The organism is Vibrio sp. SCSIO 43097, from assembly GCF_023650755.1.
GTDB classification, from domain to species: domain Bacteria; phylum Pseudomonadota; class Gammaproteobacteria; order Enterobacterales; family Vibrionaceae; genus Vibrio; species Vibrio alginolyticus.
The window spans coordinates 1,646,179-1,672,203 of record NZ_CP071840.1; the positions used below are offsets into that span (position 1 = coordinate 1,646,179).

The 26,025-nt window shown below is 43.0% G+C and carries 22 protein-coding genes; 8 read left to right on the forward strand and 14 right to left on the reverse strand.

Annotated elements, in window-relative coordinates; all coding sequences use genetic code 11:
• Positions 1–105 precede the first annotated feature (105 nt).
• The gene (locus J4N40_RS08390) at positions 106–1,509 is read right to left on the reverse strand and encodes a methyl-accepting chemotaxis protein (protein WP_033905337.1); all 1,404 of its coding nucleotides are present in this window, start codon (positions 1,507–1,509) and stop codon (positions 106–108) included.
• A 90-nt stretch (positions 1,510–1,599) separates the two neighbouring features.
• Between J4N40_RS08390 and yccX the strand changes: the two genes are divergently transcribed.
• On the forward strand, positions 1,600–1,872 hold the full coding sequence (gene yccX, locus J4N40_RS08395; protein WP_033905335.1) for an acylphosphatase: 273 nt from the start codon (positions 1,600–1,602) through the stop codon (positions 1,870–1,872).
• 2 nt (positions 1,873–1,874) lie between these two features.
• Here yccX and J4N40_RS08400 read toward each other — a convergent pair whose 3' ends face one another.
• Positions 1,875–2,204: a TusE/DsrC/DsvC family sulfur relay protein gene (locus J4N40_RS08400; RefSeq protein ID WP_005377396.1), complete on the reverse strand. Its 330-nt coding sequence runs from the start codon at positions 2,202–2,204 to the stop codon at positions 1,875–1,877.
• 908 nt (positions 2,205–3,112) lie between these two features.
• Here J4N40_RS08400 and J4N40_RS08405 point away from each other — a divergent pair.
• On the forward strand, positions 3,113–3,487 hold the full coding sequence (locus J4N40_RS08405; RefSeq protein ID WP_047102337.1) for a chromosome partitioning protein ParB: 375 nt from the start codon (positions 3,113–3,115) through the stop codon (positions 3,485–3,487).
• Between the two features lie 76 nt (positions 3,488–3,563).
• Here J4N40_RS08405 and J4N40_RS08410 read toward each other — a convergent pair whose 3' ends face one another.
• The 5 genes from J4N40_RS08410 to J4N40_RS08430 all read right to left on the reverse strand — a co-directional run bounded on the left by J4N40_RS08410 (position 3,564) and on the right by J4N40_RS08430 (position 8,800).
• Complete coding sequence (locus J4N40_RS08410; protein ID WP_025766607.1) at positions 3,564–4,226, reverse strand: Bax inhibitor-1/YccA family protein; 663 nt, start codon at positions 4,224–4,226, stop codon at positions 3,564–3,566.
• Between the two features lie 249 nt (positions 4,227–4,475).
• Entirely contained in the window at positions 4,476–5,225 is a 750-nt protein-coding gene (locus J4N40_RS08415) for an amino acid ABC transporter ATP-binding protein (protein WP_005377400.1), read from the reverse strand.
• A 23-nt stretch (positions 5,226–5,248) separates the two neighbouring features.
• Positions 5,249–6,346, reverse strand: coding sequence for an amino acid ABC transporter permease (locus J4N40_RS08420; protein ID WP_005389988.1), 1,098 nt, complete (start codon positions 6,344–6,346; stop codon positions 5,249–5,251).
• 1 nt (position 6,347) lies between these two features.
• Entirely contained in the window at positions 6,348–7,553 is a 1,206-nt protein-coding gene (locus J4N40_RS08425) for an amino acid ABC transporter permease (protein WP_005377402.1), read from the reverse strand.
• A gap of 218 nt (positions 7,554–7,771) precedes the next feature.
• On the reverse strand, positions 7,772–8,800 hold the full coding sequence (locus J4N40_RS08430; RefSeq protein ID WP_005377403.1) for an amino acid ABC transporter substrate-binding protein: 1,029 nt from the start codon (positions 8,798–8,800) through the stop codon (positions 7,772–7,774).
• A 460-nt stretch (positions 8,801–9,260) separates the two neighbouring features.
• Here J4N40_RS08430 and J4N40_RS08435 point away from each other — a divergent pair, with 460 nt between their 5' ends.
• Positions 9,261–10,181 (forward strand): precorrin-2 dehydrogenase/sirohydrochlorin ferrochelatase family protein, encoded by a 921-nt coding sequence (locus J4N40_RS08435; RefSeq protein WP_005377406.1) that lies wholly within the window; start codon positions 9,261–9,263, stop codon positions 10,179–10,181.
• A gap of 101 nt (positions 10,182–10,282) precedes the next feature.
• Here the strand turns inward: J4N40_RS08435 and J4N40_RS08440 are convergent, their stop codons facing one another.
• A complete protein-coding gene (locus tag J4N40_RS08440) occupies positions 10,283–10,765 on the reverse strand; it encodes a YajQ family cyclic di-GMP-binding protein (RefSeq protein ID WP_005377415.1) in 483 nt (160 codons plus the stop codon).
• 21 nt (positions 10,766–10,786) lie between these two features.
• On the reverse strand, positions 10,787–11,845 hold the full coding sequence (locus J4N40_RS08445) for a 3-deoxy-7-phosphoheptulonate synthase (RefSeq protein WP_005390197.1): 1,059 nt from the start codon (positions 11,843–11,845) through the stop codon (positions 10,787–10,789).
• 372 nt (positions 11,846–12,217) lie between these two features.
• Here J4N40_RS08445 and J4N40_RS08450 point away from each other — a divergent pair, with 372 nt between their 5' ends.
• Positions 12,218–12,715, forward strand: a complete 498-nt coding sequence (locus J4N40_RS08450) for a DUF4442 domain-containing protein (RefSeq protein ID WP_005377418.1) — start codon at positions 12,218–12,220, stop codon at positions 12,713–12,715.
• A gap of 33 nt (positions 12,716–12,748) precedes the next feature.
• Here the strand turns inward: J4N40_RS08450 and J4N40_RS08455 are convergent, their stop codons facing one another.
• A complete protein-coding gene (locus tag J4N40_RS08455; RefSeq protein WP_005377421.1) occupies positions 12,749–14,101 on the reverse strand; it encodes a hypothetical protein in 1,353 nt (450 codons plus the stop codon).
• Positions 14,102–14,293: 192 nt separating this feature from the next.
• On the opposite strand from J4N40_RS08455, the gene J4N40_RS08460 reads away from it, so the two are divergent.
• Positions 14,294–15,127, forward strand: a complete 834-nt coding sequence (locus J4N40_RS08460; RefSeq protein ID WP_054576876.1) for a CvfB family protein — start codon at positions 14,294–14,296, stop codon at positions 15,125–15,127.
• Positions 15,128–15,410: 283 nt separating this feature from the next.
• Here J4N40_RS08460 and rsmF read toward each other — a convergent pair whose 3' ends face one another.
• From rsmF to J4N40_RS08480, 4 genes are all read right to left on the reverse strand, one after another.
• Entirely contained in the window at positions 15,411–16,847 is a 1,437-nt protein-coding gene (rsmF, locus tag J4N40_RS08465; protein WP_149192330.1) for a 16S rRNA (cytosine(1407)-C(5))-methyltransferase RsmF, read from the reverse strand.
• Between the two features lie 150 nt (positions 16,848–16,997).
• A complete protein-coding gene (locus J4N40_RS08470) occupies positions 16,998–19,646 on the reverse strand; it encodes an MlaD family protein (RefSeq protein ID WP_017634276.1) in 2,649 nt (882 codons plus the stop codon).
• Complete coding sequence (locus J4N40_RS08475; RefSeq protein WP_250654465.1) at positions 19,639–20,889, reverse strand: paraquat-inducible protein A; 1,251 nt, start codon at positions 20,887–20,889, stop codon at positions 19,639–19,641. Before J4N40_RS08475 ends, J4N40_RS08470 begins: the two co-directional genes overlap by 8 nt.
• A 24-nt stretch (positions 20,890–20,913) precedes the next feature.
• A complete protein-coding gene (locus J4N40_RS08480) occupies positions 20,914–22,710 on the reverse strand; it encodes an ABC transporter ATP-binding protein (protein ID WP_033905326.1) in 1,797 nt (598 codons plus the stop codon).
• 92 nt (positions 22,711–22,802) lie between these two features.
• Here J4N40_RS08480 and msrC point away from each other — a divergent pair, with 92 nt between their 5' ends.
• The 3 genes from msrC to prc all read left to right on the forward strand — a co-directional run bounded on the left by msrC (position 22,803) and on the right by prc (position 26,024).
• Positions 22,803–23,276, forward strand: a complete 474-nt coding sequence (gene msrC / locus J4N40_RS08485) for a free L-methionine (R)-S-oxide reductase MsrC (protein ID WP_005377433.1) — start codon at positions 22,803–22,805, stop codon at positions 23,274–23,276.
• Between the two features lie 97 nt (positions 23,277–23,373).
• Positions 23,374–24,000 (forward strand): RNA chaperone ProQ, encoded by a 627-nt coding sequence (gene proQ, locus J4N40_RS08490; protein ID WP_005377435.1) that lies wholly within the window; start codon positions 23,374–23,376, stop codon positions 23,998–24,000.
• Positions 24,001–24,017: 17 nt separating this feature from the next.
• Positions 24,018–26,024 carry a carboxy terminal-processing peptidase gene (gene prc, locus J4N40_RS08495; RefSeq protein ID WP_017634279.1) on the forward strand — a complete coding sequence of 669 codons (2,007 nt, stop codon included), beginning with the start codon at positions 24,018–24,020 and terminating at the stop codon, positions 26,022–26,024.
• Position 26,025 lies beyond the last annotated feature (1 nt).

A 26,025-nucleotide genomic window follows, 5' to 3' on the forward strand; every position in this document is an offset into this window, starting at 1 on the left:
AAAAGCAATATCCCTCGGCAATCCAGTACATTGTAGTGACTTTTAAATACAAAAAGGTCACTAAAGTGACCCTTTTATTTGAATTTGCTGTAACAGATTCCGTTGCTATGCTTTAAGTCCAGTCAGTAGCGACTCCATTGTGTCGCTTTGCTTACGCAGTTGATCAACGTTTTGTGAAGTCGTGCTTATCATATTGCACACGTTATCTGCTTGAACTCGAATTTCTTCAACGCTTGAGGCGATATTGTCCGCGACTACACCTTGCTCTTCAGCTGCTGTTGCAATTTGAATGCTACTGTCGGAGATAGTTTGATTTTTATCTGCCAAAGAGCCGATTTCGTGATTCACTTCCGTCATGAGGTTTTGTCCCTCATTTGCGTTATTAACTGTCACTTCCATCAGCTTAGTAAGCGACTGGCTGTTACGCTGTAACGATTCAATCATCGTTTGGATTTCAACTGTCGCTTGCTGAGTGCGTCCCGCAAGAGCGCGAACCTCATCCGCAACGACCGCAAATCCACGACCTTGTTCTCCAGCACGTGCTGCTTCAATGGCTGCGTTCAATGCAAGTAGGTTAGTTTGCTCGGAAATCCCATTAATGGTTGTCACGACTTCATCAATTTGTGCGGCATTAGCATCTAACTCCGCTACTGCTTGAGACGCAGATTGAATCTCATTAGAGAGGTTCGAAATCGAGTGAAGCGTATTCTCAACTTTCACTTGTCCAGACTGAGCCACGTTACGTGCATCATCGGTTTGCGTGCTTGAATCGTGAGCTAGTGTCGCGACTTCTCGAATCGTTGATGCCATCTGTTCAGTTGCACTCGCAAGAGAGTTGAGGTGTTCCTGCTGAGTCGCTGAAATATCTGAACTGTGATGAATCGATTGATTCAGGTCTGAGCTAATTTGTTGCATTAACGCCACAGACTCTTGAATCGACAGCACCATTTGTTGCTCTCGTTCTGCAACTTTGTCTATCGTAATAGCAATTTCACTAAACTCGTCGCGAACAGGGAAGAAGTTCATTCTCGCAGTTAAGTCGCCACCAGCAAGAGTGTTTAATGCTTTGTTCATCGTGAACATCGCGCCGCCAATAAACGTCATGATGTAGTAAACACCAAGAGCGAGAATAAACAAGCTCACACAGATGATGCTCACTTGAGTCGTTGATAGGGCAGTCCATAAAGAAAGTTCATGGTTCGCAACCAAACTGTACGCACCATTTAAAACAGACACGGATTGCGGACCAGAGCCAATAGAAACGGTTTCTGAACCCGCAATGAGGCTTGCTACTTGAGATTGAGAAAGATTGCCTGCCTCTATCAGACCTTTCATAAGCATGAGCTCTTCTTGGTACATACTTGAGATCAGTGTATTAGCCGCGCTATTAAGGACGAGAGTGAGAATGACTAAAGCAAGAAGAGGGAGAACGAAGAGCAAATAGAACTTTTCTTGAATCTTTAAGTGAATGAGATACTTATCAATCCAGCGGAATGGAATTTCTTTCATAATTATAATAACCGTGCAAAAACCCACTATCCTTAGTGGGGTGAATAGACGAAAAGAATATATCACTCAGTAAAAAGAAGCGGTACAAAGATGAACGTAAAGTGTGAGAGATTTATAGTAAAAGGTCATGTTCAAGGCGTGGGCTTTCGTTACCATACTTCCCATCAAGGATTGAAGCTAGGGTTAACAGGTTATGCGAAGAACCTAAACAATGGTGATGTTGAAGTGATGGCGTGTGGAACAGACGCGCAAATAGTTGCGTTTTCGAAATGGTTACAAGAAGGACCGCGAACGGCAACAGTAGAGCATGTGATGCAGGAGCCTGCGTCGTATAAGCCGTTACGCGGTTTTAAAATTTTATGAATCTACAAGCATTTAGCTGGCTTTGGTAGGCCGGCTAATTTGGTTGCTTGTTTGGCTGGCCCCTTTTTAAACAGCTTGAATAGATACTTACTATTACCTTTTTCTGGGCCGTGCGCTTTTTCCATCGCTTTCACAAGCATACGCACTGCAGGGGAGGTATTAAACTCTTCATAAAAGTCTCGCACAAAATGCACAACTTCCAAATGAGCATCCGTAAGCTCGATGTCTTCTTCTTTTGCTAAAAGCTCAATCATACCTTCTTCCCATTGAGTATGATCCAATAAGTAGCCTTGAGCATCCGTTTCAATTTCTTTGCCGTTGTAAACGAACATAACGTTTTATCCGTTAAGTAAACATGGATGTTTATAGATTAGCGACAGCCGAGAATGTTCTCAACAAAAGAATCTCGAAGTCGTATCGAGCGAATCAAAAGCGTACAAAGTAGTGGCCTATAACTGAATACTCTTAAATTATATTTTAAGCATAAATTTGTTTTTTTATTCGTGTTGTTAGAAAATTTTCGGGGTTGATATCGGTGGTTTTGCATTGTTATGCAATTCGCTTGGTGTGATTGATTTGTCAGTTATATTTATTGTTTTAGATAACTCGATCACAACGAATATAAACTAGTTTTAAATCAAAAGAATAAATTGAAAAAAATCGTTATGTTCACCCATGCTTAACAACAACACGGAGCAATTCAGGAGTGTATGGAGTGGTCGAATCTTTTCGTTTCCATTGGATGGGCGGTACTGCAAGCATGCTTTAGCATTTTCTCTTTTCTATGTCTGACGGGATTTGTAAAACATAATCCTATAAAACCGAAGTATGCTTGGTTGCAGTATATCTATGGGCCGTTACTTTTTTTGACTTGGGGAGTCATGTTAGTGACACCGATGATGTCGGCCTACATATTTTTTAGCGTAGCTGGTAAATCAGTAGTCTGGTTGCCCGCGCTCAAGATGTTCGGTTATTGGTGGGTTGCGTTTGGAGTATTTTGCTTCTTGTCATCAGTCGATGAGCGATTGCGAAGTCGCGGTTTGAATTAAGACAAGTTATACCCTGAAATCAGTTTACAAACTGAGAGAGGTGATTATAAAGCGCTCATACAAGCGATATAGCGATTGTTTGAGAATTAATAGCTTAAACGTTGTGTTTGTTTTCATAGACCGATATTCTCATTGGATTAATGAAAGCCTGTATTCAGGTTAGAAACAACAATGATGACAAGGAGTTAGTCATGTCGAAACAACGTTACATTGAGATTAATGACAATGTAAAATCCACTTGGTCCATCGAGCGAATTTGGCAACTTGCAGAATCCTTACCTGTAGAAGAAATTGCGATTGATGATATAAAAGGCCCAAATGAAGTGACTTGGTTTAGTCATGAAGGGCCACGGCCAACCTGCCGTGAAATTGCAAAACATTGCCAACGAATCAACAATGCTGATTTGTCGTATCCGGTAATCTTAACCAGTGACTATCGTGTTTTTGACGGTATGCACCGAATCGCCAAGCAAATCATGTTAGGAGAGGAAACGATCAAAGTGAGACGCTTTAGAGAAAATCCAGAAGCTGACGAAGTTATCGAGTTGTCAGTAGAGCAGGCGTAATACACTGAATTGCACACAAAGAAAAAGCCCGAAGGAATTACCTTCGGGCTTTTTTATTCTACTTAACGAGAAACGATTAATCGTCGTTCATAATACCTAGAATGCTTAGTAGGCTGATGAAGATGTTGTAGATTGATACATACAAAGTTACTGTCGCAGAGATGTAGTTTGTTTCACCGCCACGAATAATGCTTTGTGTTGTCATCAGGATCGCCATAGTAGAGAAAATGATAAACAAGCTGCTCAACGCCAAGTGTAAGAGGGTTGATTGAATAAAGAAGCTTGCAATCATGCCCACAACCAGCACAACAAATAGTGATAGCATTAAGCCACCCATCATCGATAGGTCACGTTTCGTTGTTAGTGCGTATGCCGATGCTGCCATGAAAGATAGTGCCGTACCACCGAGTGCGGTTAATACGATATCGCCCATGCCTGCACCAATGTACATGTTTAGAATAGGGCCAACGGTGTAACCTAAGAAGCCAGTAAATAGGAACGTAAACACAAGGCCAAGACTGTTGTTACGGTTTTTCTCTGTTAAGAATAATAGGCCGTAAAAACCAACCAGCATTAGGATGATACCTGGATGTGGAAGGTTAAATGCCATTGCAACGCCAGCAACGACTGCCGACCATAAAAGTGTCATTGAAAGTAGAGCGTAAGTATTACGCAATACTTTGTTCGTTTGTAGAGCACTTTCTTGAGTTGAAGTGCGGGTAAACATTGGACTGTTCATAATCTTCCTCGATAAGAGACTTTCTTTTAAGTACATTTATGGGATTGAAAGTTCAAAAAATCAAGCCCTAACCATACGTAACTTAGATAAAATAATAATAGAAATAAGATGTTATGTATTTGGCAACTTGTAACACAATATTACTGACTAGCATAGCTATATTGATTCTTACACAGATTTTTGAATTTAGTAACAAAAAGCACTGGCTTCATAGAAACCAGTGCTTTTTTATGTCGATTCGGCTAAATCTTAGTGGTGTAAGATTTGCGCTAGGAAATTTTGGGTCCTATCCGATTGAGGATTTTCGAAGAAATCAACAGGGTTGTTTTCTTCGATGATCTCTCCTGCGTCCATGAATATCACGCGATCGGCAACTTCTTTAGCAAAGCCCATTTCATGTGTCACACATAGCATAGTCATGCCTTCCTCGGCGAGTTCGACCATTACATCCAGTACTTCGCGAACCATTTCCGGGTCGAGTGCAGATGTTGGCTCATCAAAAAGCATGACTTTAGGGTTCATACACAAAGAGCGAGCAATCGCCACACGTTGTTGCTGGCCACCAGACAGCTGACCGGGATACTTCTCCGCTTGGTCTGGAATTTTTACACGTTCCAGATATTTCATCGCAACCGCTTCTGCCTCATCTTTTGGCATCTTCTTCACCCAGATAGGCGCGAGCGTACAGTTTTCCAGTACGGTTAAATGAGGGAAGAGATTAAAGTGTTGAAAGCACATGCCCACTTCTCGGCGTACTGCTTCAATGTTCTTTAAGTCTTCAGTTAATTCCGTACCAGAGACGTAAATGCTGCCTGCTTGGTGCTCTTCAAGGCGGTTAATACAGCGAATCATCGTTGATTTTCCCGACCCAGATGGGCCACAGATAACGATTTTCTCGCCGCGCTTAACGTCGAGGTTAATATTTTTTAGTACGTGAAACTCACCATACCATTTATTCATGTCCTTCAATTGGATCATGTAATCTTGTTGTTGCGTCATAATACGTCCTTGATCTTGATGAGTTATCGTTTGTGACCGGTATGAAGTTTGTTTTCAAGCCATATCGAATAGCGTGACATGCCAAAACAAAATACCCAAAACACTAACGCGACAAATACATAACTTTCTGTAGCAAAGCCTAACCATTCAGGGTCGGTGTTTGCTGCTTGCCCTATACCGAGTACGTCAAACATACCAATGATGAGTACCAAACTGGTGTCTTTAAACAAACCGATGAAGGTGTTCACGATAGAAGGAATAGTAATCTTTAGCGCCTGTGGCAAGATAATCAGCCCAGTCTTTTTCCAGTAACTTAACCCAAGCGCATCAGCGGCTTCATATTGACCTTTCGGAATGGCTTGTAGACCACCGCGTACCACTTCTGCCATGTAAGCGGAGGCAAACATAACCACACCTATAAGGGCGCGAATCAGTTTATCTGTCTCTGAACCTTCAGACATAAACAATGGAAGCATAACCGAAGCCATGAACAAAACCGTAATCAGCGGAACGCCACGCCAAACTTCAATGTAGACGGTACAAATGCTGCGAATGATCGGCATCTCTGAACGTCTACCAAGCGCAAGCACCACACCAATTGGCAATGAAACTACGATACCAACTAGCGCAATAATGAGTGTAACGAGTAGTCCACCCCACTTGTGTGTATCGACCACTTCTAGTCCAAAGACACCACCGTATAACAGCCCAGCGATGATGAATGGGTAGATGTTTACGAAGAAAAGCCAAATCCACATCCGTTTCGGTGTCTTCTCATACGCGAGTAAAACAGTAAATATGGCCAATGTGATATAGAAAAGGCGAGGGCGCCATAGTTCGGACTCTGGATAAAAACCATACATGAACTGCTCCCAGCGCACGCTGATAAATACCCAGCAAGCACCATCTCGGCTACAGTCGTCACGCGTTGAGCCAATCCAGTCTGCGTTAATAAACGCCCAATCCACGATATACCATATTGCAGTTACGACAATATACGCAAGAATGACAGTAACAATGGAATTGATAGGGCCATTAAATAGATTTTTCCGCATCCAACCAACGAAGCCTACAGTATTGGCGGGTGGTGGGAGATCCGGTTGAAATTGATGAGTACTCATATTATCTCTCCACCAGCGCGACTTTACGGTTATACAAGTTCATTAATGCAGACGTAATCAGACTTAATGTCAAGTACACGCCCATCGTCATCGCAATGATCTCAATCGCTTGTCCCGTTTGGTTCAGGGTAGTACCAGCAAACACAGAGACAAGATCTGGGTAACCAATCGCCATCGCTAACGATGAGTTTTTGGTGAGGTTGAGATATTGACTGGTTAAAGGTGGAATAATAATTCGTAACGCTTGAGGAATGACAACAAGCTTTAAAGTTTTCGAGCGTGGTAAGCCTAGCGACATCGCTGCTTCGGTTTGACCATGGCTAACCGCATTAATACCAGAGCGCACAATCTCAGCAATGAAAGAAGCTGTATAAACACTCAATGCCAAAAGTAGCGCAGCCAATTCAGGAATAATGCTAATACCACCTCGGAAGTTAAACCCTTTTAGTTCAGGATAATTCAGTGAAATTGGCATACCAGCAAGGAAGTACACAACCAATGGAAGGCCAACAACTAAACCCAAAACTATTCTTCCCATTGGGGTTTGTTGCCCGGTGAGACGTTGCTTATTATTCGCCCATACATTAATTAATAAGCTTGCGATTACCCCGAAGATTAACGCGGCAATAACGTAGCTACTGCCAGGTTCCATAGTCGGTGCAGGGAAATATAAGCCACGAACGTTCAGGAAAATAGCTTCACCAAGACTTAAGCTTTGGCGTGGTGAGGGTAATGCTTGAAGAACAGCGAAATACCAGAAGAATATTTGCAGAAGAAGGGGGATATTTCGGAAAGTTTCGATATAAACTGCCGCTAAACGACTAACTAACCAGTTAGAAGAAAGGCGGGCAACCCCCATGGTAAAGCCAATCACAGTAGCCAGAATAATACCTAATACGGAGACTAACGCCGTATTAAGAAGGCCGATGATAAATGTTCTACCGTAAGAGTACGTTTCATCGTATTCAATTAATGTTAACCCAATACCAAACCCGGCTTCTTGATTCAGAAAACCGAAGCCCGTTGCAATACCACGAGCATCTAAGTTATTGAGAGCGTTGTTTACAATCGTGTAAAAGAAAAATACCAGTGCAGCAATGGCAATGATCTGGAAAATAGCAGAACGAAAGGCAGGATTATAAATCAGGCTCTTGCTTCCGCTTGGTTTGGACATCGTACTTGGCGATGCATCTTGTGTCGGTTTCATACAGCGATAACCTCAAACCTTAGTTATAGATATCGGCCTGTATAAAGAAGTTTCGTCCTTGCTGGCTAAAGAATAACGCTCTCATGTCTGGTGACATACGAACCTTTAAAGCCGTTCCACCAAGCGAGCGCTTTTCGCCATCCAATGAGCGATCCTTACTCATACAGTGAGATATAATCAAGAAAAAGGGCGGCATGAACCGCCCTGATTAACTCTTTCTATCGGATTGGTGGCGCGTACATAAAGCCGCCTGCATTCCATAGCGCATTAACGCCACGAGAGATTTCTAACGGCGAACCAGTACCGACTGTACGTTCGAAGCTTTCACCATAGTTACCAACTTGTTTGATAACCTGGTAGCCCCAATCGTCGCGGATACCCAACCCTTTGCCTTTAGGGCCATCAACACCAAGGATACGTTTGATGTTTGGATCTGTTGACTTCAGCATTTCATCCGCATTCTTCGAACTAATACCGTATTCTTCAGCGTTAATCATCGCAGACAATGTCCACTTAGCGATGTTAAACCATTGATCATCGCCTTGACGAACGACTGGACCTAGTGGCTCTTTAGAGATGATTTCTGGAAGAACGGCCGCAGAGGACGGATCTTTCAAATTCAAACGCAGTGCATAAAGGCCAGATTGGTCAGTTGTTAATACGTCACAGCGTCCCGCATCAAAACCTTTCGAAGTTTGCGCCGCTGTGTCGAATACCACAGGTTTGTACGCCATGCCTTGGTTGCGGAAATAATCTGCAAGGTTTAGCTCGGTTGTTGTACCTGATTGAACACATACCGACGCACCATCAAGCTCTTTAGCACTTGATATACCAAGTTCCTTCTTCACCATAAAACCTTGACCGTCGTAGTAGTTCACACCTACGAAGTTTAGGCCCAGTGCAGTGTCACGGTGGAGAGTCCAGGTCGTGTTACGGGAAAGCACATCAATCTCACCAGATTGAAGCGCAGTGAAACGTTCTTTTGCGGTTAGGGGTACATATTTAACTTTCGTTTTATCCCCAAGAACGGCTGCAGCCAGTGCTTGGCAATATTCTACGTCGATACCTTCCCATTCGCCTTTTGAGTTAGGGTTAGAGAAACCAGGTAGACCGGTACTTACGCCACAAGTAAGAAAGCCTTGTTTTGTGACTTTGTCCAGAGTAGTGTCTGCTGCTTGAGCTGATGTTGCCATCATCGCAGTAGAAGCCGCTACGACGGAAGCAAGAACTGTGAGTTTATTTGCCATTTGTATCCTTCCTGTATGATCCATGTTTAATCAGGAGTGACCTGAAATAACGTGTCCAATTCGTTAGAGTTATCGTCCTACGTGATTGATTTTCGAAGAAACGGCATTCGATAGATCAACCAGTTATAAGCGTAGGAAAGGATCTGTTAATTCTCAAATATATAATTTAAATGAAGTTTTGAGAGAACTTACAAAGTGCCTTGAGATTTAGAATGACGAAATGTTAATTGTTTGTAAATAGTGCAATTCATGGACAATTTGGTGCATCAGAACAATCAATAGAAGAGTGAACAATACAAAAGAATAAAAAGTTGTTATTAAAACTGTCATTAGCTGAGCAAGGTGAAGTTCAGTAAAAATTCAAACAAAAATTATTTGTGATACCGAAACAGGGTGATGAGCTTGCCCCATTTTTGGTAGCATGGTCTACAACAGCTAATTAGAGTAATCATGGATTGAAATGCGATATTTTCCTCTGTTCTTAGATTTAATTAATAAACCCGTTCTCGTCGTGGGTGGCGGTGAGGTGGCAAGCCGAAAGGTGGAAGCGTTGCTAAAGGCTGGGGCGGATGTGACTATCGTTTCTCCGACGTTGGTTGATTTTCTGTCTAAGCTTGCTTCTGAGCATCAACTGCGCTGGGTACAACGTTTCTATTCGAGTGACATTGTCACTAAAAACTTTGTTCAAGTGTGGGCGACGACAGACAATCCTGAGCTAAATCACCAAGTGTACAAAGATGCCAAAGAGCTAGGCATCTTGGTTAACGTTGTGGATGATAAGCCTTATTGTGATTTCATCACGCCGTCTATGATTAATCGTGGCCGCATCCAAATCGCAATCTCTAGTGGTGGAGCTTCGCCAGTTTTAATTCGAAACATCCGTGAAAAACTTGAATCGATACTGCCACAAAACATGGGGTTGATGGCGGACTTTGCTAACTCAAAGCGAAACTCAATTAAAGAGGCGCTGCCTAGTGTCGATTTACGCCGCAAGTTTTGGGAGCAATTCTTCTCGAACCCCGAGGTGGAAAACGCGCGAGATAATCGTGAGTTAGAAGCAATTTACCAAGCGACCATGGCAACACCTTTAGATGAAAAGGGAAGTTGTACTTGGGTTCATGTTGGGAAAGATGTTGAGATGTTGCCAATAAAAGCCGTACGCTATATGCAACAAGCGGAGCTGGCTCTGTACTCAACTCGATGTGAAGCGAATGTGTTAGAACTAATACGAAGAGATGCAGAAAGAGAAGCTTTCTCGAGCGCTGCTGAGCTTTCGGATATGCTGGCCAAGGCTAAAGCTGAAAAGCTTCGAATTTGCGTGTTCATACCACAAGGAACGAGCGAATTCGTATTGCTGCAAGGACAGGACTTAGTTATCTAGCAATGCCAAATGCTAAAGTGGATACGTAGTTCGTTACACTAAAGCCAATAAAAAACGCCAGCGGATTATGCGCTGGCGTTTTTACTTACTTCTCAGATTGATTAATCACGGAAGTTGTTAAACTGGAATGGGATACCCATCTCTGCTTCACGAATCGCTGCCATTGTCGCTTGCAGGTCGTCGCGTTTCTTACCAGTAACACGTACTTTGTCGCCTTGAATAGAAGCTTGTACTTTTAACTTTGCGTCTTTGATAAGTTTCACTACTTTTTTCGCCGTTGGAGTATCAATACCTTGACGGAAAAGCAGAGTTTGGTGCCAGTTTTTACCAGTAACGTCTGGGTCTTGTGCATCCATTGCGTTCGCGTCAATGTTACGCTTCGCTAAGTGGCCGCGTAAAATGTCGCGCATTTGCTTAAGTTGGAAGTCACCTTCCGCAGACATTTTTACGTTTTCTTCTACTAGCTCAAAGCTCGCATTTACGTTGCGGAAATCGAAACGAGTAGACAATTCACGGTTAGCGTTATCAACGGCGTTACGTAGTTCAACCGTATCGATTTCAGAAACAATATCAAACGATGGCATGAAGATTCCTTGATTATTTTGTTATAGGGACTTTCGGGACTTAACAGCGCTTGCCAGCATATCTAGCATTGTAGCAGTGTCTTCCCAACCTAGGCATGGATCTGTAATAGACTGACCATACGTTAGGTTATTGATGTCAGTCATTGGCTGATTGCCTTCAAGAATAAAGCTTTCAGCCATGATACCCGCAATACGAGTGCTGCCTGACTTAATTTGGTTACAAATGTCTTGAGCTACGTCGATTTGTTTTCTGTGTTGCTTCTGACAGTTTGCATGGCTGAAATCCACAACCAAACGTTGTGGCAATCCAAACTCAGCTAAAGCATCACATGCTTGTTTGACTGATGCTTCATCAAAGTTAGGGCCTTTTTCTCCACCGCGCAGAATAATATGACCGTAAGGGTTGCCACTTGTGCGGTAAACCGTCATTCGACCGTTCTTATCTGGCGAGTAGAAGTAATGCGATGCTTTCGATGCGCGAATTGCATCAATTGCAATTTTTACGTTGCCATTTGTGCCATTTTTGAAACCAACTGGGCAAGATAGTGCCGACGCCATTTCACGGTGAATTTGTGATTCCGTTGTGCGAGCACCAATCGCGCCCCAAGTGATCAAATCCGCGATGTATTGGCCAGTGATCATATCAAGAAACTCAGTAGCAGTCGCAAGACCAAGCTTGTTGATATCCAGTAGTAGTTTACGAGCTTTATGAAGACCAGCTTCAAGTGCGTAAGAACCATCTAGGTTAGGGTCCGTAATCAAACCTTTCCAACCAACTACTGTACGAGGCTTTTCAAAGTAAGTACGCATCACGATAAACAGTTCGTCTTTGTACTTGTCTTGGATTTCACTCAGGCGAGTGGCGTAATCAATGGCAGCTTCAGTGTCGTGAACAGAACACGGACCTACAATCGCAAGAAGGCGATCGTCTTCACCCGATAAAATGTTTTCAATCTGACGACGAGATTGAGCGATACGGTCTGCAACGTCATCCGTAATAGGATGTACACTACCTAGCTCTGCTGGGGTAGGCATTGGACCCAAAGGCTGGGTTCTCAATTCATCTGTTTTTATAGGCATGTTATAGCTTTATTCTCTATTGCGAAGGGGTAAAGATAACGGAATTACAGGCAGGAATAAACCGTTTCACGGGAATCTTCGCCAGGAAATACCGAATTGTATACAAAGGTGTAGGTATTCATTTAAATGACTTATGTATAAATGACAAAACTTGATCATTAAATCAATATATATACATTTGAATTTATAACCATTTTATCTATCTCGCTGTAAGGTAATCTAAGTAACTGCGATAAACTTCATACCTCACGGGTGACGCCGTCACTTCATGAGGGTTAAATAACTCGTGAGATCGAGCTTTTGTTAACATTTCTTTGACATCTATTTCTTTCGTTGATTAACTGGTCTGACTAGATTGGTAAGGAGACCAAAATGTTATCAGCTCTACGTCGTGCGAATTTGTATCTAAATCTGTTTGGCTTTTCGAAAGTGCCGCTGATTTGGCTTTGCCACCCTAAAATCATTGCGATAGATAGCAAGCATGTTGAGGTTCGTATCCCATTGCGCAGAAGAACGAAGAACCACCTGAATAGCATGTATTTCGGCGCTTTAGCCGTTGGCGCTGATGTTGCTGGTGGTTTTCTTGCTATGAGTAAAGCGCAAGAAAAGGGAGAAGCGATCTCGCTAGCATTTAAAGGTGTGAAAGCCGAGTTTTTAAAGCGCCCGGAAGCCGATGTGCACTTTGTTTGTAACGATGGTCATGTCATTGATGAGATGCTCGAGCACACCTTGGCAACGGGTGAACGAGTAAATCGTGACGTAAAAATTGTCGCGCTGTGTCCTAACTTACATGGTGACGAGCCAATGGCTGAATTTTCGCTTACTCTTTCGATAAAAAAAGCAGCCCAACAAAGAAAAGAGGCTGCCTAGTGGTTTGTGGCTCGTTTGTTTAAAGGCGTTGGCTTAATTGAGTTCAATCTTCTCGATAGAGACGATTTTGGAGCGATTTAAGACCACTTTCCAGCGGTAATAAACAGGCTCATCGGTGTGGTTGTCCTCTTTGACAATCACATTGAGCAAATGACGTTTCTCTACTGACTCTTTGGTTACTTGACCTTCATTTAAACGGTAAACTCGGTTTGAGCTTTTATCCATCAAGCGGATGATAGGGCGCAAACTGATGTTCAATGTTTCTCTCGTTTGTTCGTAACCACTCAAGAAAAGAGAGGTCGCCATTTCGGTTTTCTCGTGATAATGAAGAATCTGCTCTTCACGTTGAACGACGCGTTTTTTACGTATTCTTTGAATCTTATCCGGCAAGCTACTTAAGGTACGATAATCGAGCCACTCCAATTTTTTGCCAACCACTTTTTTCGTCGTTGGATCAACGTACTTCTTACGCCATTTTGGTTTGCCTTTACGGATCCATCGCCACATGGCATCGCGTAAATCATCTTTAAAGATTTCTCGTAAAGCGTAAATAAAAGACATCGCGATAATGAATGAGGCAGAAATTTCCCCCAGATAATCGCGAGCGAGAATCACGGTCGAGGTCACGACAACCATCACTAAACCGGTTGCAATACCTTTGATAGCGCGCTTAATGTTGTTACCCATCGATATGGTTTCTTCACGAAGCACGATAGGGTGTTCAATCAATCGCCTTAGCAAGCGCATTTTGTTAGATAGGCGAGTAACGTCTTCAACGACTCTTGATGAGTTGTATTTGTTGAGTTTACGATGGGCTTGCTCTTTCTCACATAGCGTGATCAGACGCTTTTTGATCGTGCCATAGTCGCCTTCACGTGGTAGATGGGCCACCAGTGACAGGAACTTTTGCTCGGTATACCAAGACAGATAGTTATCGATGTTAACGTAGTAGCGTTTTAAGTTCTCTTCATAAGGAATAGAACGCCGCAAGCGCTTTAAGATCTCAAGCGTGAGCTCGATAACTTCGTCCACTTCATCTTCCGTTACGGAGTTGTTCTCATGCTTGTTTAAACTTGCTACCGCTTTGTCTAGCGCGATAACGTATTGGTAAGCGAACAAACTCAAACTTACTCGGTATTGCTGATTCGACAGGCGTCCACGTTTGGCAAGTCGACTGTGTACTAGCGGAAGAAGGATTTCAGTACTGTAATAAGATCGTTGCTGTGTGATTGAGGTGTAATAAAATTCGGATTCACTGATGATATCGGCGTTTAAACCAAGCTCACCAGGTATAAAAAAGTAAATATCTAGGTCGACACTTTTGCTCTTTGCGAGTGCATGACTGATTTTTAATGTTATTGAGTCTTGTTTATCGACGGTGACCAAAGAAAGCTCCTGACTTTGCTAAAGCATTCTTAACTTATGCGTTCCGTTGAGCAGGTAAGTATAAGAGTGCTAAAAGAGTGACTGGGGCATATAGCTGAACGACAACAGCATAACAGAGCACTATGCTTTTCTCTCTGATTTTCTTGTTAGTTTAGGTATAATTCCACGTAAATTTAAAAAGAGACAAAATCAATGATTAAAATTGGTCAAATTAACAGCTTAGAAGTCATTAAAAAGGCTGATTTTGGCGTATTTCTGGATGGCGATGATTACGGTTCTGTTCTACTACCTAGTAAGTATGTACCAGAGGGTACTGAAATTGGTGAGTATGTAGACGTATTTCTGTACTTCGATTCAGAAAGCCAACTTGCTGCGACCATTGAAAGACCAATTGCCCAAGTGGGTGAGTGGGGTTTAATGAAGATTGAGGGTGTGAATGCGACAGGTGCTTTTGTAAATTGGGGCATCAAAGAAAAGGACTTACTGATTCCTTTTAGTGAGCAACGCACTCGCTTCTCTGCCGGACAAACCATTTTAGTGTATGTTTATACCGACAAAGCGTCAGGTCGCATTGTTGGTACGACTAAGTTCAATAAATGGTTAGATAAAACTCCAGCGAATTATGAAGTTAACGAGCAAGTTGATTTGATCATCGCAGAGCGTAGTCAACTTGGTTATAAAGCTATCGTTAACGGTAAGCATTGGGGCATGATTTTCCCATCGGATGTTTTTGGTAAGCTTTACATCGGTAAAAAGCTGAAAGGCTTTATTAAGCACATTCGTGAAGATGGCAAAATCGACCTTGCTCTACAAAAAGTCGGTGTGGCGAAAATGGACGATCTTTCTAGTAAGATCCTTGACCTGCTAGAGAAGAAAGGCGGATTTTTGCCTTTGAATGACAAGTCGTCTCCTGAAGCGATTTTTGATGCTTTCCGCACAAGTAAAGGGACTTATAAAAAGACCATCGGTGGCTTATACAAGCAGGGTAAAATTGTCATTGAGAAAGACGGTATTCGTCTAGCGTAGTCCAAACTCACGTATAGCGGATCTGCAGCCAAAAAAACGGCCCAAACTTTTCCTTTTTTTGGGCCTAGGGGAAACGGCTCCGCAGAGCCTGCGCTAAACTTGTCCAACAATAATTTTGTTGGTGAACATAGAGAGAAATGCCACATCAAAGCATTACTTTGATACAACTAGTTTAGTACAGCGTGTCCGGATCGCTAGCGAGCCCACTTGCTTTCATACTTACGAATTAAAAAGCCATCGCAAATACGATGGCTTTTCATTTATTTATGGTTCGTTACGTCTTTTAAAATAAGTTCTTATCTCGTACTAATTCGCGAGGGAGACCATTCTTTATTCGGTTGCTTACCCACTTGCCAAGGCCAATAACTGCGCCTTGATAGGTGACAAGCACTTCGCCTTTACCTGTTTTCATTCCCTCAGGAATGGTTTGTGGGCGAACATCACGCCCCATGTACCATTCGCGCGCTTCTTCAATACTGAGTTCAATGGCGTTGCTTTCAGAACCTGTCGCCAGGGCAGTCGCGACTTGGTGTTGCCAACGGTAGCCATTTTTATGGGCTTCCGCGATCTTTATACCCATACGGGAGAAGCGTAATTCGCCGATCATCGCTTCTAAAGCATTAGGGAACAGCCAGACATCTTTATCGCGAAGCCATACAGAACTGTCATTTGGAAGTTTAATACCTAACGCGCTTTGGAGTTGTTGAGCAATTTCTGTCGATTCTTTTTTTGAAGTTTTAGCAAAGGGGAATTTCCCCATGCGCTTTTTGACTTCTGGCGCCTCAACAGCAGCCAGTTTGCGAATTCTTGCAACAAAGAACCCTTCACAGTCGTAGACCTGCGGGAAAATATGCAAAAAGCCTTCTTCAGTTAGAGCTGCCTCTGCGTTTTCAAACAAGTTCTCAAGGCTTTCAAACTCTACAGCATCCCCAAAGGTTTCTTTCAAGTGATGACAAACTTGTTGGTTTTCTTCTGTACTGAGCGTACATGTTGAGTAAACCATCACACCACCGGGCTTTAATGCATGGAAGGCGCTTTCAATAAGATCTTTCTGCGTGTCAGCGATGTCGAGTACGGAAGCTTGCGTCCAGTTTTTCATCGCATCTTCGTCTTTGCGAACGGTGCCTTCTCCAGAGCAAGGCGCGTCGAGCAAAACCGCATCAAATTGTTCTGGTAGCCAACCGCCAAAAACGCGTCCATCGAAGTTACTTAGTGCGGCGTTACGTACCCCACAACGTTCCACATTAGCGTGCAGTACTTTTACACGACTTGCGGCGTATTCATTGGCCACAAGTACACCTTCGTTGTTCATTAAAGCTGCAATTTGAGTGGTTTTTGAGCCTGGAGCGGCTGCGGTATCTAACACGGCATCGTAAGATTCATCATTCATAAACAGAGCAGATACCGGCATCATGGAACTGGCTTCTTGAATGTAGAATAAGCCAGACATGTGTTCTGCTGTGTTGCCTAATGGTACAACTGACTCATCCGCTTCAATCCAAAACCCCGAGTCACACCAAGGCACAGGAGAAAGCTTCCAGCCTTTTGTTTCTGCTCGTTCTAAAAACGCTTCAACGCTGATCTTCAACGTATTAACTCGAATACTTTTGCGCAGTGGCTTTTGGCAAGACGCGATAAAGTCTTCCATGTTGAGGTGAGCAGGAAGGATCGTTTGGATTTTTTCCAGAAACGCGTCTGGGATGTAAACATTAGGATGCAATGTGGGATCTCGTTTGCAGAATTTGTGGCAAATAATATACGAAAGCGAAGCAGAAACGAATAGTGACAAGGGCCGAGCATTAAAAAAGAGCAGCGATTGCTGCTCTTTTAAAGTGATCAAACTTCAATTGTACGTGAATTGAGCTTTATTCTACGGCTTAGGAATCGCTGTACGCCATTGAGTCCAACCTTCTTCAGCTTGTGGATACAAAAAGAAAGATTGCCCACTCTTTGCCGCTGGTGGAATAGTCGATTGCTCTGGCGTTGAAAACGCAATTCCTCCGCGAACTAAACTATCAAAGGTTCCCGCTTTGATGTTAGCGCCAGTAAGCCCGATGGAAACATCTACTCCTGAAACATTCCAGAACACACTGTTTTGACGAACGAGGTAAGCATATTCAGGCTGTATTTTGATAGTCGTGACGATGCGATCAGCAAATTCTCCTAGGCTTACGTCGGTCACTTGGCCAACTTCCATCTGGCGGTAAAGAATAGGGGTACCGACTTGTACTGAGCCTCTTTGTTCACTTTGTAACGTAAACATGATTCCATGCACGCGTTCTGAACTATTTTCTAATTGAAAATCAAATTTAGCTTTACCTTTACCTGGTTCAACACTGATGGATTTCGAAACCAACGCCCCGAGGTTTTTAACGCCACCTAAACCAATTTCTGGTTCAGTTAGCCAAAAATGTGAGCCTTCAACCGCAATGTTTTCTACGTATTCAGGTAGGATCCTTGCAGTGACTTCAACCATGTTACGACGAAAATTCGGTACAACCAGAGTGATTTCACCAACTTTAACACCTTGATATTCAATCGGCATTCCTTTAGCAATCTCTTGCGAACCGTCGGTTTCTAAAGCAATGACGCGCCCAAACTTGCGAGCGGTTTTTTGATCAGAATACAGCTTCCAGTTTTCTCCGATTTTGTTTTCAACGCCTGGCACGGAGTCAAAAGCGATGCCACCTTCTATTAACGATTTCAAAGGGTGTGCTTTCACACTGACGCCAGCTAATGATGCATCTATCTCAATCCCTGAACGATTCCAAAAAACGGTTTGTGGCGTTACAAGATAAGCGAAGCGGTTTTCGATAGTAGCCTTAATTAGTACTCCGCCATCAACTAGTTGGAAATCGGAGACGTTACCAACTGGAAGATTACGATAGAGTAGAGGGCTGCCTTTGGAAATCGGCGGCAATTCAGAAGCAAATAGTGTTAGCGCCCTAGAGCCACTTTGATTGTACTGCGCCAATTCAGCCAATGATTCATTTTGGAACAGTTGATACTCTTTTTGAATATCCTGCTTGCCTTCGCTCACAAAACTAATTGACCCGGTTAACAACTGCTTTGCTGGAGGAACGGTAACGCTGAGCCCCGATTCAGTTAACTCTGCTGACGCACTGCCGGTTACATAAAAACGATTGTTTGATTTGATCAGATGCTTGTATTCATGGTCAATCAATACATCCATAAATACTTCGTGTTGTGATTTTTTATCTTCCTTGACTAGGCCCACTTTGATGATTGAACCAACAACGATGCCTTTATAAAGTACATTGGCACCGCTATCTAGGCCAAACGAATTGTCGGATACCAACCGAATCGCGATGGACTTTTCTTGCTGTTGGTTAAACACGTTTTTACGAATGGCAGTAAAGCGGCGAGAGCGTTCACCCGCGCCCGGCACGATCGTTAAGAAGTTTCCTCGTACTAAATTAGCAATGTTTTCAACACCAGAAAGGGACACTTTTGCTTCTTCTAAGACAAATCGAGTACCTGTCGTCAGCATGTCACTAAAAGCGGGTTGAATTGCCGCTGACGCCAATATCACTTCTCGGCCTTCGGAAAGGCTCAAGTCCGTAACTTGGCCAATTTCGATTCCGCGATACATAATTGGAGCGCCTTCTCCGCTTATCTTGCTGTCATCAGGTAGGACGATTTTAACCGCGATGCCTCGACCAGCAGTTTTCAAATCTTTATACAAACGGAACTCGGTGTTCTCTTCTACAGGCTCACCATCATCCGGAGAGTCGACGGCGATGGCGCCACCTAGGAGGGCACTCATGCTTTCTAGTCTTACATCGACACCTTCAAAACCGATGCTGGCACCAATTCCACTGACGTTCCAGAATCGACTGCGGTTGTTAATGATATGTCGGTATTGATCCTGAATGTTGGCTTGAATAGTGATAGATTTTGCATCTTCATCTAGCTGGTAACTGTACACTTCACCGATTGGGATTTTCTTATAAACAATTTGAGAGCCAACCGATACACCACCTAAATCACGGCTTTTGAGCTTAATATTCAAACCTTGAGAAACACGTAAATCTGTTGGGGCAGAGTCTAACGCATGGAATGTTGTCTCAAACTCTTGACCATCTCCGGGTTGAATCGAGATGTAGTTACCTGAGACGAGCGCATCCAGTCCGGAAACTCCCGTTAGGCTAGCTGTTGGTTTTACTAACCAAAAGCGTGTTTTATCGTTCAGTAACTTTGCAGCTTCAGGATAGATATCAGCATCGACATAAATACTGCCGAGATCTTCGGTGAGGTTAATGTCTCTTACCATGCCGACTTCTAATCCTTGGTAACGGATAGTGGTTCGGCCGGCGACAAGACCAGCGGCATCAGAAAAATAGATTTGCACTCGTTGTCCTGCATCGTGTATCGACTTCACTACAAGCCAGCCAGCTAAGACCATGGTCAAAATTGGCAACAGCCAAAGAGGAGATATGCCTTTACTCCGCTTTACATCTGGTACGTATGACGTTTGAGAACTGTTCTGATCACTCATTCATTGACTCTTTTTCTGATTGTTTTGGGCTTGTTTGGTCCCAGATTAGCATTGGATCAATACTTTCTGCTGCAAGCATGGTCAACACTACGACAACACCAAATGCTACCGCGCCATATCCTGGTGTGAAATCCAGTATCTGACCACGATCGACTAACGTCATCATGATAGAAATAACAAACAAATCCATCACAGACCATTTACCGATCCATTTAACAACAAAGTAAACCATCATTCGTTGTCTCTTAAACACCGAACGTTTGAATTGGATGCAAAGCATGATGTAGGCGAGCCCAAGTATTTTAATCACCGGGACAACAATACTGGCAACAAAAATGATCGCAGCGATTCCATACATGCCGCTTTTTACCAAACCAGCCACGCCTGAAAAAATAGTGTCCTCCAAACGCTTACCATTGGTAAGCAAGATGGAAATAGGGATCAGGTTAGCGGGGAAGATGGCGACCGTTGCTGCGATGAGGTAAGCCCATGTTTTCTGAATGGAGTTTGGCTTGCGATGATATAACTCGTGATGACAACGCTGGCAATGGTCACCTTCAGGCTGGGACAAGTGGCATTCATGGCAATGCACATCTTTATGCTCAAAAGCATATAAACTTTCTGGTTTCCAAGCTTCCCAATAACGACGCACGCTGATTCTTGAAACTAACAAAACGGTAAATATCTGCAAAAGAACCAGACCAATTAACCCTGGGCCGACGAAAATGTCGGAATAATCTTGGAGTTTAAAACAGGAAATGGCGATGCTAACTAAGAACACATCCAACATAACCCAATGCTTCAAATGTTGAATTAGCCACAGTGAGATACGAAGCCCACGGAACCATCGTTGATGTAAAGAAATATGCGCCGTTACCACTGAAACACAAACCGTCAGTGGCGCTAGAGAGCTACAAAATAGAATGAGCAATGAAAGAAGAACAAATCCTTCTTCCATCAATGTGATCATCCCTGAAGGCAGGGTTGCCGGAATCATCACACCAAAGAGTCGGATGCTAATAAAGTTAAAAAAGTGCGATGGAATAAATAGTAGGATGCAGGTTATCGCGACGGCTAGATTACCAGAGAGGCTAGGGCTACCTCCGCGATATAATTGTGTACCACAACGAGGGCAGTGTGCATTTTTGCCATGGGGTAAGTCGACGATGTCGACAGGCAATTCACAACCTTGGCACAGACGTACGTTATTGGGTTGCATGGCGTGCTTAGACAGAGAGGTCATAACGACCTCTCTAGCTTGAACGATTTAAGCGTGGGACTGTATGCCCCCATATAAGGTTTGATATAAGCCTTCTTGCTCAACTAACTCACCATGAGTACCTGTTTGCGTCACTTTCCCATCTTCAAGCACGTAGATCAAATCGGCTTGTTTCACAGCGGATAGTCGGTGCGCAACGATTAATGTTGTTCTACCACGTAAGAACTCGGTCAGTGCTTTGTGTAAAGCCGCTTCAGTAGCGGTATCTAACGCAGACGTGGCTTCGTCTAAAATAACAAATTGAGGATTACTCAGCACCATTCTAGCAATGGCAAGCCGTTGTCGTTGACCTCCTGACAAACGAATGCCATTACGACCAACTTGAGTATCCAAGCCGTGGTTCAGTTGAGAAATAACATCTTGCAGCTGAGCCACTTCAAGCGCACGCCAAAGTGACATTTCGTCAAAATCCCCACCAAGCGTTAGATTATGCCTCAAGGTGTCGTTAAATAGTATAGGTTGCTGTAATACCACGGCAATTTTGTCGCGAATTACTTCAAAACCAATATCTTCTGTTAATTCATCATTAAAGCGAATGCTACCGGAGTTTTGACGGTAAACCCCAATAAGTAATTGTATCAAGGTTGACTTACCACCGCCGCTTGCACCAACTAACGCCACTTTCTTTCCTGCCGGCATATGTAAAGAAAGATTATCTAGGACTTTGTTTTCATTATTGTAAGAGAAATTAATGTTTTCTACTTTAACATCAACTTCTCTACCTTCTTTGAAAGGATTTACCTTAGAAACCGGTCTCTGCTCTTCTTCTAACTCTAATAAGTCGTTGATGCGTTTTAATGCCGCTTTAGCGCTATACCAAGAAAACTGAATCCCAAGCAACTCTTGAACAGGAGACAGCATGAACCATAGGTAACCAAAAACGGCAAATATTTGGCCAATAGTAAGGTCACTGAACATGACCATTAACATTGCTACAGCTCTGAATAATTCAAAGCCGATCAAAAAGAGAAGGAAAGATACGCGACCAGCAGCTTCAGATTGCCAAGCATACTTGTCTGCATCAACGCGAACTTGGTTCGCACTGTCTTTGAGTTGCTGGAGAAATTCTCGCTCTTTATTGGCCGCGCGTAGTTGGTAGATTCCATCTAATGTTTCAACTAAACGGTTTTGGAAAATTTCAAAAGAATGATTTTCCTTCCGTTTCAGATGTTTAACCATACTGCCTAGTTTACGTGAGAAGTAAATGACAATAGGGTTAACTAACAGGATAAACAGACCAAGTCGCCAATCGAGCCAAAGTAGAACGATAGCAGTACCAATAACAGTCAGAAAACTGATAACGAATTTTGCTAACGTAGAACCAATAAATTTATCAATGGTCTCAATGTCAGTGATAAGGTGTGCGTTGATTCCTCCGCTACCTTTGGTTTCGTATTGTCGGATGCTGATACGGCCGAGTTTGTCGATCATTTTACTGCGCATCTCAAACGTGATGGTTTTTGAAACAAGCGTAAATTGTCGGCTTTGAAGGATATTTAATCCTTGGCTCGCAGCTCGCATAAGAACAACCAAGAACAGGGTGAAGAAAATATAGCCTGTCGGAGTGTGCCACGCTTCAGGGAGAATGGCATTCATGGCATCTAAACCTTTTGCAGGTTGGTCCAATAAGACCTCATCAACCATCAAAGGCATGAGGAGGGGAATTGGAACACTAATCAAGGTTGCAAGCACCGCTATCAAGTTCGCTATGATCAGCTTGGACTTGTGCTTTTTTACTTGTGTTATCAACCAAGAACGGCTAATAGTGTCATTTTTCAGAAGCATTGTAATTGAGAATAAGTCCTATTATAAAGTAGGGCTGCATTTTAGCGCCATACATTGAGAATGGAAGCTTTTATAGTAAGTAGGAAGTTAATATGAACTTAGAACAATACCAAAGACTAACCAAACAAGCTGTTGCTCTAATTGAGTCTGAACCAGACTTTATTGCGAACCTAGCAAACTTGAGCTCATTGCTTTTCATGGAACTTGACGATCTTAACTGGGCAGGCTTTTACCTAACAAAAGGTGAAGAGCTTGTTCTTGGTCCGTTCCAAGGAAAACCAGCTTGTGTTCGTATCCCAATGGGTCGAGGCGTCTGCGGTACTGCTGCACAAACTAATACTATACAAAGAGTATACGACGTTCACGAATTTGAGGGGCATATTGCGTGCGATGCAGCGAGCAATTCAGAAATTGTGATTCCATTTTCTATTAATGGAAAGGTGGTTGGTGTACTTGATATTGATAGTCCAAGTATTGGCCGATTTAATGAAACAGACGAAGAAGGTCTCACTCATTTCATGGTTGAAGTAGAAAAGCTGCTTAATTCACACGCGAACGACGCATAAATTAGCCTTCGAGTGTGGTTTTTCCTTGGCATGTCACTATAATACGAGAATATTTTTTCTTAATGCTCGCGGAAATCCGCTCAAATCAGGACCCCTCATGACTGAAAAGTTAAAAAACAGCAAAGAAGTTATTGCATATATTGCTGAATGTTTCCCTAAGTGCTTTACTTTAGAAGGTGAAGCAAAACCTCTGAAAATTGGTATTTTTCAAGATCTTGCGGAACGTCTAAATGAAGACGAAAAAGTAAGCAAAACACAGCTTCGTGCAGCGTTAAGACAGTACACTTCATCATGGCGTTACCTACACGGTGTAAAACCAGGTGCAGTACGTGTAGACCTAGATGGCAACCCTTGTGGTGAGCTAGAAGAAGAGCACGTTGAACACGCGAAAGCGACACTTGCAGAAAGCAAGGCGAAAGTTCAGGCTCGTCGTAAAGAACAAGCACAAAAAGCTCGTGAAGAGGGTAAGGCGAAAGCGAAACCTGCGGCTAAAAAGCCTCAACAGCCTCGTCGTACTAATAAACCAAAAGTACAAAAACCAACTAAGCCTGTAGAAACGCGCGCTCTAAATGCTGATGAAATCACAGTAGGTAACGCAGTTAACGTGAACATGGGCAAAGGAAACATGGCAGCGACCATTGTTGAAATCAATAAGGATGATGTACGTGTTCAACTTGCTAACGGCCTACAAATGGTTGTGAAAGCGGAGCACTTGCGCGCATAAAGGAGATACTCCTACGCATGAATTGCCGTTCAAAAGTGACCCTGATTGCTGCTAGCTTATGGCTAGCAGCATCAGCTCAGGCTCTTGAAGCCAAACTACATAAAGATGACCTGCCGGTTCTTTCTCCTGAAGTTCAGCATGAAACAGCTAGCAAACGAGTCACCTCGCGATTTACCCGCTCTCATTATAAGCACTTCAGCCTCAATGATGATTTCTCTAAAGCGATCTTTGAACGCTATGTAGAGTTGCTTGATTACAATAGAAATATTTTCACTCAAGCAGACATCGATTCATTTAAAAATTGGTCAGTCGAGCTTGATGATCAGCTTAAATCGGGCAACAACCAAATTGCTTTTGATGTTTACAACCTCTCAATGCAGAAGCGTTTCGATCGTTTTGCTTATGCGTTAACTCTACTCGATGAAGAGATCAAGTTTGATACCGATGACGAGATAGAGTTAGACCGCTCTGAGGCCGCATGGCCAAAAGACGAAGCAGAGCTCAACGAGTTGTGGCGCAAGCGTGTGAAATATGACGCGTTAAATCTGAAACTGACTGGCAAAGAGTGGCCAGAGATTAAAGAAGTTTTAGAGAAGCGTTATAACAACGCGATGAAGCGCATCACACAGACCAACAATGAAGACGCATTTCAGTTGTATATGAATGCCTTCGCGCGACAGGTTGACCCTCATACAAGCTACCTTTCTCCACGTAATGCCGAGCAATTCCAATCGGAAATGAACCTTTCTCTAGAAGGTATCGGCGCCGTTTTGCAAATGACAGACGATTACACAGTAATTCGTTCACTTGTTGTTGGCGGTCCGGCCTCAAAGAGTAAGCAACTTGGTGAAGGGGACCGAATCACTGGTGTTGGACAAGACGGTGAAGAAATTGTCGACGTGATCGGTTGGCGTCTGGATGATGTTGTTCAGTTAATCAAAGGCCCTAAAGGCACAAAGGTTAATCTACAGATCTTGCCAGAAGGTAACGATGCGAAGAGTTACATTGTCACAATTGTTCGTGACAAAGTTCGCTTAGAAGATCGTGCAGTTAAGTCAGAAATCATCGAAAAAGACGGTAAGAAGATTGGTATTTTAGAAGTACCAAGTTTCTACGTCGGCTTATCGAAAGACACCGATAAATTACTAGCTGAGTTGAAAACCAAAAACGTTGACGGCGTAATCGTTGATCTACGCAACAATGGCGGTGGTGCGCTAACAGAAGCAACGGCATTGACAGGTTTATTCATTAAAGAAGGTCCTGTAGTTCAAGTTCGTGACAGCTATGGCCGCATCAAGGTGAATGCCGATACCGATGGAAAAGTGAGTTATGATGGCCCATTGACGGTATTGATTAACCGCTACAGTGCTTCAGCATCTGAAATTTTTGCAGCGGCAATGCAAGATTATAATCGTGCAATCATCTTAGGTGAAAACTCTTTCGGTAAAGGTACAGTTCAGCAACATCGTTCACTGAATCATATTTATGATCTGTTCGATAAAGAGCTAGGTTATGTTCAGTACACGATTCAGAAATTTTATCGTATTGACGGTGGAAGTACGCAAAATCGTGGTGTTGCACCAGATATTTCGTACCCAACGCCAATAGAGGCTTCTGAAACAGGTGAAAGTGTTGAAGACAATGCTTTACCTTGGGATCAGATTGATAAAGCACAATATCAAACGTTTCCAAGTAACGACGCCTTAGTTGAAAAACTTACTGCTCTTCATAACAAGCGTATTTCTGATGAAATGGAGTTCCGCTTTATCAATGAAGACATCGAGAAATATCGTAAAGAAAAAGACGATAATACTTTGTCTTTGAACGAAAAAGTTCGTAAAGCTGAATCGGATAAAGCGGAAGCCCTTCGATTACAACGCATAAATGAACGTCAAGTTGCTTTGGGTAAAAAAGCATTCAAAACATTGGATGACATACCAAAAGACTACGAGGCTCCTGATGTTTATTTAGATGAGTCTGTCGCGATTATGGTCGATCTACTTAAGCAGGAAAATCAGTCATAAT